Here is a 12552-nt window from a genome sequence, read left to right as displayed (position 1 = left end):
TAGCCGACGCCCGACGGGTCACTCGTCGGGCCCGCGCCGGTCACCCTCGCCGGGCCCCCGCTGGTCACTCTCGCCGCGCGAGTCGCCCTCGCCGGCCCGGGAGGCGAGCAACCGGCGGTACGAGGCCAGCCGGCGCGGGTCGGCCTTACCGGCGGCCACCCACGCGTCCAGCCCGCAGGCGGCCTCGTCGGCGGTGTGCTGGCAGTTGGGCGGGCAGTCGACGGTGCCCTCGACCAGGTCGGGAAAGCCGTGCAACAGGCTGTCGGCCGAGACGTGCGCCAGCCCGAAACTGCGGATTCCGGGCGTGTCGATGATCCAACCGGGATCGGTGTCGACGCCGGGCACCGGTGGCAGCCGCAGCGCCACCGCGCTCGTGGAGGTGTGCCGGCCACGGCCGATCGCGCTGACCACGCCGACCGCGCGCAGCGCGTCCGGGACGAGGCGGTTGACGAGTGTCGACTTGCCCACCCCGGAGTGCCCGACCATGACCGACACCTTGCCGCTGAGCAACGCGCGGAGCGCGCCCAGGTCGGCGTCGGGACGGTTGAGCACGTACGGCAGCTCCAGCTCGGTGTAGTAGCCGAGCACCTCCTCCGGCCCGGCCAGGTCGGCCTTGGTGAGGCAGAGCAGCGGCTCGACGTCCGCGTCGTACGCGGCCACCAGGCAGCGGTCGATGAACCCGGTGCGCGGCGGCGGGTCGGCCAGCGCGCTGACGATCACCAGCTGGTCGGCGTTGGCCACCACCACCCGTTCCAGCCGGCCCTCGGCGGTGGTCTCGTCGTCGTCGGCGGTGCGGCGCAGCACCGAGCGGCGTTCGGCGATCCGGACGATGCGGGCGAGGGCGCCCTCCGCCCCGGACGTGTCCCCGACCAGGCTGACCCGGTCGCCCACCACCACCGACTTGCGGCCCAGCTCGCGGGCCCGCATCGCGGTCACCGTGGGCAGCTCGGCCCCCACCACGCCGCGCTCGGCACCGGCGAGCACGCACTGGTAGCGCCCCCGGTCGACGGCGATGACGAAGCCGTCCACCGCGTCGCTGTGCTGGGGTCGGGTGCGCGTACGCGGGCGCGACGACTTCCCGGGCCGGACCCGTACGTCGTCTTCGTCGTACTCCCGCCGTTTGGTCGCCAGGACCTGTCCTCTTCTCGCGTCAGCTCTTAGCGAGCGTCCGGAAACCCCGCAGCCTGGACTCCGCCTCGCTCGCTGCGGGGTTTCCGGACGCTCACTTTCCGGTCACCATCGCTGACCATAGTGCCGGGAACTCGGGCATGGTCTTGGAGGTACACCCCACGTCGTCGACCTCGATGCCGGGAACGGCGAGCCCGGCCACCGCGGCGGCGTGTGCCATCCGGTGGTCGTGGTAGGTGCGGAACACCCCGCCGCGCAGCGGCCGGGGCCGGATCTCCAGCCCGTCCGGCGCCTCGGTGACGTCCGCCCCGAGCGCGGTGAACTCGCGCGCGAGCGCGGCGAGCCGGTCGGTCTCGTGGCCGCGGATGTGCCCGACGCCGGTGAACACCGACGGCGAGTCGGCAAGCATGGCCAACGCGGTCAGCGCCGGGGTCAGCTCGCTGACGTCGGAGAGGTCGGCGGTCAGGCCGTGCACCACGCCGGTGCCGCGCACGGTCAGCCCGTTGGTGGTGAGGGTGACCTCGCCGCCCATCCGCTGGAGCAGTGAGCGGAGCTGCTCGACCGGCTGCGCGCTGCTGTGCGGCCAGCCCTGCAGGGTCACCTCGCCACCGGTGACCAGGGCGGCGGCGAAGAACGGCACGGCGCCGGAGAGGTCCGGCTCGATGTCCCAGCCGCGCCCGGTGAGCGGGCCGGGCTCGACGGCCCACACGTCGGGGGTGCTGTCGTCGACAGCCGCGCCGGCGGCCCGCAGCATCCGCACCGTCATCCGCAGGTGCGGCGCGGAGGGCACCGGCGGGCCGACGTGGCGGACCACGACGCCCCGGTCGAAGCGTGGGGCGGCCAGCAGCAACGCGGAGACGAACTGGCTGGACACGGACGCGTCGAGCACCACCTCCCCACCGGGGACCCCACCGGTGCCGAACACGGTCAGCGGCAGGCTGCCGGTGCCGGGGACGTCGATCCGGACGCCCAGCGAGCGCAGTGCGCCGACCAGTGGGCCGAGCGGCCGGGTGCGGGCATAGGGGTCGCCGTCGAAGGTGACCTGCCCGTCGGCCAGGCCCGCCACGGGTGGCACGAAGCGCATCACGGTGCCGGCCAGCCCCACGTCGACGTGGGCGGGGCCGGCGAGTGGGTGCGGCCGGACCAGCCAGCGCTCGTCGTCGCTGATCGACACGTGCGCGCCCATCGCCCGCAGACCGGCGGCCATCAACTCGGTGTCCCGGGCGCGCAGCGGCCGGGCCAGCGTCGACGGCCCGGCGGCCAGCGCGCTGAGCACCAGGGCGCGCGCGGTCATCGATTTGGAACCGGGCAGGCGCAGCGCCGTCGACACCGGGTCGGATGCGGTCGGTGCGGTCCACGGCTGTGGCGGCCGGGTCGCGGTCAGATTCCCCACGGTTACATTCTGCCGCGTCGGCCGGTCGGCGGCGGGAGGCGGTCGTCGTACTCCCGTTTGGCGGGACAGCCGACGGGGCTCCGACGCGTTAGCGTGTGGCCCATGTGCGGCAGGTACGCGACGACTCGGAGCTCCGGCGAGCTGAGCGCGCTGTTCGAGTCGTCCGACGACTCCGACGGCCCGCTCCGACCCGATTACAACGTCGCGCCGACCGACCCGGTGCCGCTGGTCCGGGTCAGCCCCGAGGGGCACCGCAGCCTCTGCGTCGGTCGCTGGGGTCTGCTGCCGCACTGGTCCCGGTCTCCCGCCGGGGCCGCCCGCATGATCAACGCGCGGGCGGAGACGGTGGCCACCAGCCGGGCGTACGCCGGGTCGTTCTCCCGGCGTCGCTGCCTGGTCCCGGCCGACGGCTGGTACGAGTGGGTCCGTCGGCCCGACGGTGGGCGGCAGGCCTACTTCATGACCCCGCGCGACGGCTCGGTGCTCGCGCTGGCCGGCATCTGGTCGGTCTGGGAGTCCGACGCCGAGACCCGGCTCACCTTCAGCGTGCTGACCACCGCGGCGCTCGGCGACCTGGCCGAGGTGCACGACCGGATGCCGGTGCTGCTGCCGTCCGAGCGGTGGTCGTCGTGGCTGGCGCCGACCGAAGAGCCGGAGCGGCTGCTCGTGCCGGCGTCGGCGGAGTGGCTCGCCGGCCTGGAGATCCGCCCGGTCGGGGCCGCGGTGGGTGACGTCCGCAATGACGGGCCGCAGTTGACCGCCCGCGTGTCGGTGGCGCCGACGGTGACGCCACAGGAGCTGACCCTGTTCTGAGATCGGTGCACATCGTCAGGTGCCGATTTGCCAGGGTTGCGCGCGATTCGTCTCCTGGCTGTTCAGTCATGTTCCCGGCAGACCCTTGTCCCGGTGTTCTGAAGTGCGATAGAACACAGCGCCGGTAGTGGCAGTCGATTCGCACGGGGCGAACGACGTTCACTGATCTTGCCGGTCCCACGGGGGAGGTGGGTGGATGACACGGGCGCGTATGCCTCGCCCGCACGAGGTGGCTGCGGCGCGGCGAGATCCGCGACTGCTGCGGGCCGTGCGGGACCGACGACAAGACGACGCGTGGCGCACCAGAGGCACCTGTCAGAGCGTCGATCCGGAGACGTTCTTTCCGGCACCGAACGAGCCGGCGGACGCCGCCGTCGCGCTGTGCCGCAGTTGCGACGTGCAGGGGTCCTGTCTGGCCTGGGCCCTCGACGTCGGTGACTGCCACGGCGTCTGGGGTGCCACCACACCCCGCGAACGGCGGGCGATGCTTGTCGCCTGGCGTGGCGAGGTCGATCCGGACCCGGACGCCGTCGACGACGCCGGCCCGCCGGTGCGGGATCGCCTGCTCACCCTGGTCCCGTTGAGCTGATCAGCCACCCGACCCGCACCCGCCGCCGGCCAGGCGGCGCAGAATGGGTCGGTGCTGCCCAGCGACGAGATCGACACCCCGCGCGGTTCGGCGCGGGTCGACACCGACCTGCCGGCCCGTCGGGCCACCGCGCTGCTCGTGCTCGGGCACGGCGCGGGCGGCAGCGTCGACGCCCCTGACCTGCTTGCGGTCCGGGACGCGTCGGTCGCGGCCGGCCTGGCGGTGGTCCGGGTGACCCAGCCCTACCGGGTCGCTGGTCGACGTGCGCCGGCACCGGCGGGTCACCTCGACGAGGCCTGGACGGCGGTGCTCGCCGTGCTGCGGGAAAGGCACGCCGACGTGCCGACGGTCCTGGTCGGTGGTCGTTCCAGTGGCGCTCGGGTGGCCTGCCGGACGGCTCGTGCGGTGGGCGCGGCCGGCGTGGTCGCGTTGGCCTTCCCGCTGCACCCACCCGGGCGGCCGGAGCGCACGCGCGCCGCCGAACTGGCCACCGGTCTGCCGACGCTTGTCGTCAACGGAGACCGGGACCCGTTCGGGACACCGGAGCCGGGGCCGACCGTGCAGGTGGTGACCCGTCCCGGGGAGACGCACGACCTGCGGCGGGATCCGGCCGGCACCGCCGCCATCGTCCGAGCCTGGCTGCGTGCCCAGGGCTGGGCACCCAACTGATCCGGCCGACCCCGGCGCGCCCGGACGACCGTTTCCGCTGCCCGGCGCTGGTCGTTGCATCCGTTGGTGCCGCCGGCCCGATCCGGACCGGCGACACCAGTCCTCCCAGGCCCTTCCTGGTCCCAGCGCCGGCCCCCGTCGGGGCCGGGACCAGGAACGGGAGGCCAGCCGGAATGCCCCGGTGGTCATCTCGCGTTACAAACCCCGGACGAGTTTTCTGCGAGGGGGGTGACCGGTGCCAACCGAGACACGGAGCCTGGAACGGGACGGACGGGACGCCCGGCAGCTGAAGCGGCTGCTGGATGGCCCGGAGTGGCCCGCGCCGGCGGGACCGGGCGGGGTGGGTGCGGTGAGCACGGGCACACCGGCCGGAAGTGAATCTGCGGGCAGGTCCGTGCGCGTATCCTCGGCGGGAAAGCATCCGACGCGAGGGGATGTGCGGTTGACCACCGAGAAGACGGACGAGCGCAGGGCCCGATTCGAGCGGGACGCGATGCCATTCGTCGATCAGCTCTACGCTGCTGGGCTGCGGATGACACGCAACCCGGCGGATGCCGAGGACCTGGTCCAGGAGACCTACCTGAAGGCGTACGCGGCCTTCCACCAGTTCGAGCAGGGCACGAACCTGAAGGCCTGGCTGTACCGGATCCTGACCAACACCTACATCAACTCCTACCGCAAGCGGCAGCGCCAGCCGATCCAGGCGCCTACCGAGGAGATCACCGACTGGCAGCTCGCCGAGGCCGAGTCGCACACCTCCAGTGGGTTGCGCTCGGCCGAGACCGAGGCGCTCGACCGACTGCCGGACAGCGACGTCAAGGAAGCCCTCCAGCAGTTGCCGGAGGAGTTCCGGCTGGCCGTCTACCTGACCGACGTCGAGGGCTTCTCGTACAAGGAGGTCGCCGACATCATGGGTACGCCGATCGGCACGGTGATGTCGCGTCTGCACCGGGGGCGTCGTAATCTGCGCAAGTTGCTTGAGCGCTACGCCGGGGAGCGGGGCTTCAGTGCGGCCCGCTCGTCGAAGGGCTCGACCGCCGCCGCCGGCCGGGAGGTGTGACGTGAGCTGTGGGGAGCCGCACGAGACGGATTGCCGCGAGGTGCTCGCGGAGGTCTACCTCTACCTGGATCTCGAGTGCGCCGACGAGCGGCGCTCGCTGATCCGGCACCACCTGGACGAGTGCGGGCCCTGCCTGCGCGAGTACGGGCTGGAGCAGGAGGTGCGGGCGTTGGTCGCTCGTTGCTGCGGCAACGAGACCGCGCCGGACGAGCTGCGCGAGCGGCTGCGGGTCAAGCTGACCGAGCTGGTGGTCTTCGAGACCAGTGACTCCCGCGAGCTGGCCGACTGAGCGTCGGCGCGGCACAGTGTCAACACCGGTGGCCCGGGTCGATGTCGACCCGGGCCACCGGTGTGTCCGGCGTCGGCCGGGTCCAGCTGATCGGCGACGGGCCGCCGGCCCGTCGACCCGTTCAGGAGTTGGGACGCTTGCCGTGGTTCGCGGCGCTCTTCTTACGAGCCTTCTTCTTCCGGGACTTCTTCGCCATGCTGACCTCCTCGTGTTGGGTCGGAGCCGTGCTGCCCACGACCTCGGCGCCGGTGCACCCACCGGCGGCCCGGCAACGGGTCCGACCCGCTGATGGTAGTGCGGTCGGCACCCGTCGCCTTCCCCAGGGCGGGTGCGCCATCCGACCGGGCCGCTGCGCACCCGGGGCCGGTGGCCGCATGATTGGATACGTCGGCAGGCACATCGCGAAAAGGGAGGGCCTGGACATGGCCGAGGAGATCCGCGCCGAGATGGTGGCCAACGTCTGGAAGGTCGTCGCCACGGCAGGTGACACGGTGACCGAGGGCGACACCCTGGTGATCCTCGAGTCGATGAAGATGGAGATCCCGGTCGTCGCCGAGTCCGACGGTGTGCTCGAACAGCTCGTGGTCCACGAGGGCGACGTCGTGCAGGACGGCGATCTCATCGCGGTGATTGCTTGACCGGGACGCGGGTCCGTCGGGCCGAGGCGGCCGACTTCCCGGCGGTGGCCCGGCTGACCGTGGCCGCGTACGAGGCGGACGGCCAGCTCAAGGACGAGCACTGGTATGCCGAGGCGCTTGTCGACGTGTCGACCCGGGCCACCAGTGGCGAGGTGCTGGTCGCGGTCGACGAGGTGACCGAGGCGGTGCTCGGCTCGGTGACCTTCACGCTGCCGGGCACCCCGTTCGCCGAGCTGTGCGGGCCGGGCGAGGCGGAGTTCCGGATGCTCGCTGTCGATCCGGGCACGCAGGGGCGGGGCGTCGGCGCCGCCCTGGTCGAGGCATGTGTCGACCGTGCGACCGAGTTGGGTTGCTCGGCGGTGGTGATCTGCGTACGGGCCGGAATGGCCGATCCCGCGCACCGGCTCTACGCGCGGCGCGGGTTCGTCCGCGCGCCGGAGAAGGACTGGGCGCCGACATCGGGAGTGCAGCTGCTCGGCCTGCGCCTGGAGTTGACGCGCGGCTGAGCCGCCGACCGTCGAGCCCGGGCCGCGACCGTCCGGATCAGGCGTCGGGCCGCGTGCCGATGGCGGCCAGCAGCTCGTCGGCCACCTCCAGGGCGAGCTTGCGGCGTTCGTCGTCGCTGATGTGGGGCGTACGGACGGCGAACCAGCTCGTGTGCACCGCGAAGATCGACAGCGCGGCGCGAAGTTGGGCGGCGGGGGAGTCGTCGCCCCGGCAGAGCGCGTCGGCCAGCTCCAGCATCCGACCGCGCATCTGTTGGCCGGCGGAGAGGCTCTTGAGTGCGGTCTGGTTCTGCTCGAAGAAGCGCATCACCGACGGCTGGGCCCCGTCGAACATGGTGTCGGCGTACCGGGAGATCAACTCGCGCCGGGTGTCCAGGGTGGCGGGCTGGGTGGCGGCCCAGGTGATCAGTGCGTCCATCCCCTCCAGCCGGTCCTCGACGAAGCTGGCGACGATGTCGTCCTTGCTCTTGAAGTGGTAGTAGAGCGCGGCCTTCGTGACATTGAGGCGCTCGGCGATCTCCCGTAGCGAGGTCTTCTCGTACCCCTGCTCGGTGAAGAGCTCGAGCGCGACGGCCTTGATCCGCTCTCGCGTCCCGCCTGTGCTCTCCCTCACCCACGCCCTCCAATTGACTTGACCGTTGCTTCCTACCCTACTTACCGTGCGGCTAGTAAGGTGACTAGCCGGGCGGCAAGTAAGTATGGCAATTCTCAGGGAGAGCTTACCCATGACTCAGGCAACCCAGGCCGGCGTGCGACCCAACAACATTCGGGTCGTGCTGTTCGGGCTGATGATCGCGATGATGCTCGCGATGCTCGACAACATGATCGTCAGCACCGCGCTGCCGCGGATCGTCGGCGAGTTCGGTGGCCTCAACCACTTCACCTGGGTGGTCACCGCGTACGTCCTGGGCACCACCGTCTCGACCCCGATCTGGGGCAAGCTCGGTGACCTCTACGGCCGCAAGTCGGTCTTCCTGACCTCGGTGGTCACCTTCCTCGTCGGCTCCGCCCTCTGCGGCATGGCCGGCTCCGGGATGCTCGGCGGCCCGGAGGACGGCATGGTCCAGCTCATCGCCTTCCGTGCCGTGCAGGGCCTCGGCGCCGGTGGGCTCATGGTCGGCGTGATGGCGATCATCGGTGACCTGGTCCCGCCCCGCGAGCGTGGGCGCTACCAGGGCATGATCGCCGGCATCATGGCCATCGCCATGGTCGCCGGCCCGCTGGCCGGTGGCTTCATCACCGACCACCTGTCCTGGCGGTGGGCGTTCTACGTGAACCTGCCGCTGGGTGGGATCGCGCTGCTCGTTCTGATCACCACGATGCACCTGCCGAAGTACCGCACCGAGCACCGGATCGACTGGCTCGGCGCCGGGCTGCTCTCGGTCGGCATCACCGCGATCGTGCTCATCACCACCTGGGGCGGCAACGAGTACGACTGGACGTCGCCGCAGATCCTCGGCCTGGCCGTGCTGGGCGTGCTCGCGCTCGTGGCGTTCGGCCTGGTGGAGCGCCGCGTCCAGGAGCCGATCCTCCCGTTGGCGCTCTTCGCCAACCGCAACTTCGCGCTGATCTCGGTGGTCGGCTTCCTGCTCGGTTTCGCGATGTTCGGCGCGATGAACTTCCTGCCGCTCTACCAGCAGACCGTGCAGGGGGCGTCGGCGACCAACAGTGGTCTGCTGCTGCTGCCCCTGATGTTCGGCATGCTCGTCGTCTCGCTGTTCATCGGCCGGGCGATCACCAAGAACGGCAAGTACCGGGCGTACCCGATCATCGGTGGCGTCGTGATGACCGCGGGCATGGCGCTGCTGTCCATGCTCGACACCGACACCAGCAAGCTGATGTCCTCGCTGTACATGGTCGTGCTCGGCGTCGGCATGGGCTTCCTGATGCAGACGTCGATGCTGATCGCGCAGAACAGCGTCGAGCAGAAGGATCTCGGCGCGGCGAGCGGCGCGGCGACGTTCTTCCGGTCGATCGGCGGCTCGTTCGGCATCTCGCTGTTCGGCGCGATCTTCGCCAACCGGCTGGCCGACTCCGCCGCGGGCGCGGCCTTCGGTGGCGAGTCCGGCGGCAGCATGGACCTGGAGAAGCTCAAGCAGTTGCCGGCCCAGGCGCGTGAGCTGGTGCTCGGTGGTCTCTCCGACGCGATCTCACACGTGTTCCTGTGGGCGGTGGTGTTCACCATCGCGATCCCGGTGCTCGCCTGGTTCATCAAGGAGATCCCGCTGCGCACCGCCAACGAGGCGCCGCCGCAGGCCACTCCGGAGGAGGACGCCGAGGTCGCCCTCGGCAAGGCGGCCCCGGTCGCCTGACCCCCACCCGCTCTCTCCCCGCGCCGCGCCAGCCCCGACGGGCCGGCGCGGCGCGCTGCTCTCCGCGCTGTCAGGCGCTGCGGGTTAGGGGCGGCGGGCTGTCAGGCGTTGCCAGAGGCGGCGGAGGGGATTGCGGGGGCGGGGGAGGTTGGGGGATCGCGTACCGAGTAGTTGGGTGGCCAGCGCCGCGGTGCCCTTGTCCAACTCTGGGACGGCGAGCGCCAGGTGGGCCAGCGAGGCGGCGATCGGGACCGGTCGGGCCCGCGCGACGTCGGCCGCGTCGGCGAGTCGTTCCGCCACCACCCGGGCCACGTCCGACCGCACCGAGGGGTCCACCCAGGCGGCCGTGACCAGGGCGAACAACGCCGCCTCGGTGACCCAGTCCTCGACGTCCCAGATCAGGTCGAGCAGTACGCGGCGCCGGGTGGAGCCCTCCCACGGCTCGTCGGTGCGGTGGTGCAGCAGCCCCAGGCAGGCCCAGACCTGCACGCCACGGACCCAGATCGACGGGTCGTGGGCGGCCAGCAGTCGACCCACCGCGTTGGCCGGCGCCGCCGGCGGGTGCACCAGCAGGCCGAGCAGGTCCGCCACGTCGAGGCCGGCGAGACCCACCGCCGCGTCGTACGCCGCCGGTGGGTGCGGCCACGCCGGGTGGGCGAGCTGACCGATCCGTTCGACAGCCGTCGCCGAGGGCGCCGGCAGCGCGGGCGTGGGTACGTTCTCCGCGTAGTGCCACAACCGCTGGGCGGACGCCCGCCGGGGCTCGCGCGGGTCCGGATCGGGCGTGCCCACGACGTCGATCCGCAGCCCGGGGGCGGTGGACGTCGCCGTCCGGACGGCGCTGGGCGGGGCCGCGGCGGCCAGGCGTACGGCGTTGCCGGAACCGTTGTCGTCATCGGCCACCGCCTGGCGCATGGCGTCGACGAGCGGGCCGCCGGCCGGGGTCAGTTGGCCGAGCCACGGCCGGCCTCGACAGCACTGGGCCAGGTCACCATGCTCGTGGCTGTCGTCGGGGTGGTCGCGTACGAAGTCGGCGAGCGCGACCAGGTGGGCCAGGTCGCCGTCGCGCAGGTGCCGCAGACGGTGGGCGGTGTGCACCGCGCAGTCGAACGACGGGTCGCGCGCCAGCGCCCGCTCGGTCCACTCCAGTGCCTCGTCGAGGCGGCCGATGTCGGCCAGGGTGCCGGCGATGTCCGCGTAGATCGCCAGGTCGTCGGGGTCCAGCTCGACGGCCCGACCGAGGGCGGCCAGGCCGTCGCGGGTCCGGCCGGCGCTGCGGTACGCGTACCCGAGCCAGACCTCGCCCATCTTCGAGGGTTGTGCGCGTACCCCTCGGGTGGCCCAGCGCACGGCCAGCGTGGCTTCGCCGAGACGCCGGGCCAGCGCGGACGCCGCACCGAGCAGCAGGCCGTGCTCGGGGTGGACGGTGACCGCGTTGCGGGCCAGCGTGAGGTACGGCGTGAGGGCGCCCCGGTCGACCCGCGGCACCGGGTCGGGCAGCGCGGCGCAGACCTGCATGAGGACGCGGGCGACGTGCTCCGGGTTCAGCCGTTCGGCCAACTCGGGGGCGGTGACCCAGGGCACTGCGGCCCACTCGGTGCCGGGCGCGTACGTGGTCGCCGCGCCCAGCAGCTCCAGCCCTTCGGCGGGACGGCCGGCGGTGGCGAGCAGATGGGCGCGGGCGACGACAGCGCCCACGAAGGTGTGGTGGTTGATCGGGAAGAGGTCGAGGCCGCCGCCGCTCGCCGCGGCGAGCCGGGCCAGCGTCTCGTGGACCTCCGGGAGGGTGGGGGCCCGCGCCAGCGCCCCGGCGAGGTGACCGGCGGCGTGGTGCAGGTCACCCTCGTCGAGTGCCAGCCGGGCCAGCGCCAACTCCTCCGTCACGGAGAGCGCGGGGTCGTCCGTTCCCTCGGGCACGTCGTCCTCTCGTCGCTGGGCTGGGTGCAACACGCCAAGCTTAGTTGATATTGAGATCAACTGGTGATCATCTGCGCACTCCTGCTCGTTCGTTTACTGAGATACCGTTAAACGTGCAAGACTGAGCAAGAATCGCGCGGCAACCGCGCAGGGGAGGGTTTCCGTGACACGTGCAGGGGCCGGCATGGCCGCCGACATCGACGAGCAGCCCGCTGGCTACGCCCGCCTGCTCTCGACCGCCAACGCCGCCGAGATCGCGCGAGTGGCGGCGGTCATCGCCGAACGTCGCCCCCGACACGTGGTCTTCACCGCCCGGGGCACCTCCGACCACGCGGCGCTCTACGGGGCGTACCTGACCGAGATCCGGCTCGGCCTGCCCGCCGGGCTCGCCTCGCCCAGCTCGGTCACCCTGTTCGGGGCCCGGCCCGACCTGTCCGACGCGCTCGTCGTGGGGGTCAGCCAGAGTGGCGGGTCGCCCGACCTGGCCGAGGTGTTGCGCGCCGCCCGCGCCACCGGGGCGCTGACCCTCGCGGTGACCAACGCGCCAGACTCGCCGCTGGTGGACGTGGCCGAGCTGAGCGTCGACATCGCCGCCGGGCACGAGCGGGCCGTGGCCGCCACCAAGACCTACACCGCCGAGCTGCTCGCCCTGCTGATGCTCGTGGAGGGGATCCGGGCCGGTGACGGCGTGCTCCCCGCGGCCGAGCGGGAGGCGCTCGACGCGCTGCCCGAGTTGGCCGCCCGCACCCTCGCCGACGACACCCCGGCCCGGCTCGCGCCGCGCTACCGGTTCGCCCGCCAACTGGTCACCACCGGCCGGGGGTACGCCTACCCGACAGCCCGGGAGGCCGCGCTGAAGCTGATGGAGACCTCGTACCTGCCGGCGCTCGCCTTCTCCGGCGCCGACCTCCTGCACGGCCCGCTCGCGATGACCGACCCGGAGGTCCCGGTGCTCGCCGTGGTCGGCTCCGGCCCCGGTGGCCGCTCGATGGGTGAGGTGCTGCCCCGCCTCGGCGAGCGCCGCGCCGACGTCGTGGTGGTCGGCTCGGCCGACGTGCCGGGCGCGACCCGGCTGGCCGTCCCCGAGGTCGACGAACGGTACGCGCCACTGTTGGACATCCTGCCGTTGCAGCGGTTGGCGCTGGCCCTGGCGCTCACCCGAGGTGAGGACCCGGACGCGCCGCGCGGCTTGAAGAAGGTCACCGCGACGATGTGAGGCACGGCGTGGCACCCTGGTC

At 72.4% G+C, this 12552-nt stretch carries 14 protein-coding genes; 9 read left to right on the top strand and 5 right to left on the bottom strand.

Going from position 1 to position 12552, the window contains the following annotated elements; all coding sequences use genetic code 11:
• Positions 1–18: 18 nt before the first annotated feature.
• On the bottom strand, positions 19–1029 hold the full coding sequence (gene rsgA / locus ACGFIQ_RS11680) for a ribosome small subunit-dependent GTPase A (protein ID WP_393242754.1): 1011 nt from the start codon (positions 1027–1029) through the stop codon (positions 19–21).
• Positions 1030–1222: 193 nt separating this feature from the next.
• The gene (aroA, locus tag ACGFIQ_RS11675) at positions 1223–2521 is read right to left on the bottom strand and encodes a 3-phosphoshikimate 1-carboxyvinyltransferase (RefSeq protein WP_393242752.1); all 1299 of its coding nucleotides are present in this window, start codon (positions 2519–2521) and stop codon (positions 1223–1225) included.
• 102 nt (positions 2522–2623) lie between these two features.
• Here aroA and ACGFIQ_RS11670 point away from each other — a divergent pair, with 102 nt between their 5' ends.
• The 5 genes from ACGFIQ_RS11670 (at position 2624) to rsrA (ending at position 5941) form a co-directional block, all read left to right on the top strand.
• Positions 2624–3334, top strand: coding sequence for an SOS response-associated peptidase (locus ACGFIQ_RS11670; protein WP_393242750.1), 711 nt, complete (start codon positions 2624–2626; stop codon positions 3332–3334).
• A 196-nt stretch (positions 3335–3530) separates the two neighbouring features.
• Complete coding sequence (locus ACGFIQ_RS11665) at positions 3531–3923, top strand: WhiB family transcriptional regulator (RefSeq protein ID WP_357066666.1); 393 nt, start codon at positions 3531–3533, stop codon at positions 3921–3923.
• Positions 3924–3974: 51 nt separating this feature from the next.
• Positions 3975–4592, top strand: a complete 618-nt coding sequence (locus ACGFIQ_RS11660; protein WP_393242747.1) for an alpha/beta family hydrolase — start codon at positions 3975–3977, stop codon at positions 4590–4592.
• A gap of 235 nt (positions 4593–4827) precedes the next feature.
• The gene (locus ACGFIQ_RS11655; RefSeq protein WP_393242745.1) at positions 4828–5652 is read left to right on the top strand and encodes a sigma-70 family RNA polymerase sigma factor; all 825 of its coding nucleotides are present in this window, start codon (positions 4828–4830) and stop codon (positions 5650–5652) included.
• Position 5653: 1 nt separating this feature from the next.
• The gene (gene rsrA, locus ACGFIQ_RS11650; protein WP_030336658.1) at positions 5654–5941 is read left to right on the top strand and encodes a mycothiol system anti-sigma-R factor; all 288 of its coding nucleotides are present in this window, start codon (positions 5654–5656) and stop codon (positions 5939–5941) included.
• 121 nt (positions 5942–6062) lie between these two features.
• Here rsrA and ACGFIQ_RS11645 read toward each other — a convergent pair whose 3' ends face one another.
• Positions 6063–6137, bottom strand: coding sequence for a 50S ribosomal protein bL37 (locus tag ACGFIQ_RS11645; protein WP_369814844.1), 75 nt, complete (start codon positions 6135–6137; stop codon positions 6063–6065).
• Positions 6138–6357: 220 nt separating this feature from the next.
• Between ACGFIQ_RS11645 and ACGFIQ_RS11640 the strand changes: the two genes are divergently transcribed.
• Together ACGFIQ_RS11640 and ACGFIQ_RS11635 are read left to right on the top strand one after the other, a co-directional pair.
• Entirely contained in the window at positions 6358–6579 is a 222-nt protein-coding gene (locus ACGFIQ_RS11640) for a biotin/lipoyl-binding carrier protein (protein WP_357067195.1), read from the top strand.
• Entirely contained in the window at positions 6576–7085 is a 510-nt protein-coding gene (locus ACGFIQ_RS11635) for a GNAT family N-acetyltransferase (RefSeq protein ID WP_393242743.1), read from the top strand. Before ACGFIQ_RS11640 ends, ACGFIQ_RS11635 begins: the two co-directional genes overlap by 4 nt.
• 37 nt (positions 7086–7122) lie before the next feature.
• Here ACGFIQ_RS11635 and ACGFIQ_RS11630 read toward each other — a convergent pair whose 3' ends face one another.
• Positions 7123–7698 carry a TetR/AcrR family transcriptional regulator gene (locus ACGFIQ_RS11630; RefSeq protein WP_393242741.1) on the bottom strand — a complete coding sequence of 192 codons (576 nt, stop codon included), beginning with the start codon at positions 7696–7698 and terminating at the stop codon, positions 7123–7125.
• Between the two features lie 112 nt (positions 7699–7810).
• Here ACGFIQ_RS11630 and ACGFIQ_RS11625 point away from each other — a divergent pair, with 112 nt between their 5' ends.
• Entirely contained in the window at positions 7811–9397 is a 1587-nt protein-coding gene (locus ACGFIQ_RS11625; RefSeq protein WP_393242739.1) for an MDR family MFS transporter, read from the top strand.
• A gap of 84 nt (positions 9398–9481) precedes the next feature.
• On the opposite strand, the gene ACGFIQ_RS11620 is transcribed toward ACGFIQ_RS11625, so the two are convergent.
• Positions 9482–11314 carry a tetratricopeptide repeat protein gene (locus ACGFIQ_RS11620; RefSeq protein WP_393242737.1) on the bottom strand — a complete coding sequence of 611 codons (1833 nt, stop codon included), beginning with the start codon at positions 11312–11314 and terminating at the stop codon, positions 9482–9484.
• 184 nt (positions 11315–11498) lie between these two features.
• Here ACGFIQ_RS11620 and ACGFIQ_RS11615 point away from each other — a divergent pair, with 184 nt between their 5' ends.
• Positions 11499–12530, top strand: coding sequence for an SIS domain-containing protein (locus ACGFIQ_RS11615; protein ID WP_357554952.1), 1032 nt, complete (start codon positions 11499–11501; stop codon positions 12528–12530).
• The last annotated feature ends 22 nt before the right edge of the window (positions 12531–12552 follow it).

Source organism: Micromonospora sp. NPDC048898, from assembly GCF_043198035.1.
Lineage (GTDB): Bacteria > Actinomycetota > Actinomycetes > Mycobacteriales > Micromonosporaceae > Micromonospora.
The sequence above is the reverse complement of the archived record's forward strand: the minus strand, read 5'-3'. Positions and strand labels throughout refer to the sequence as shown.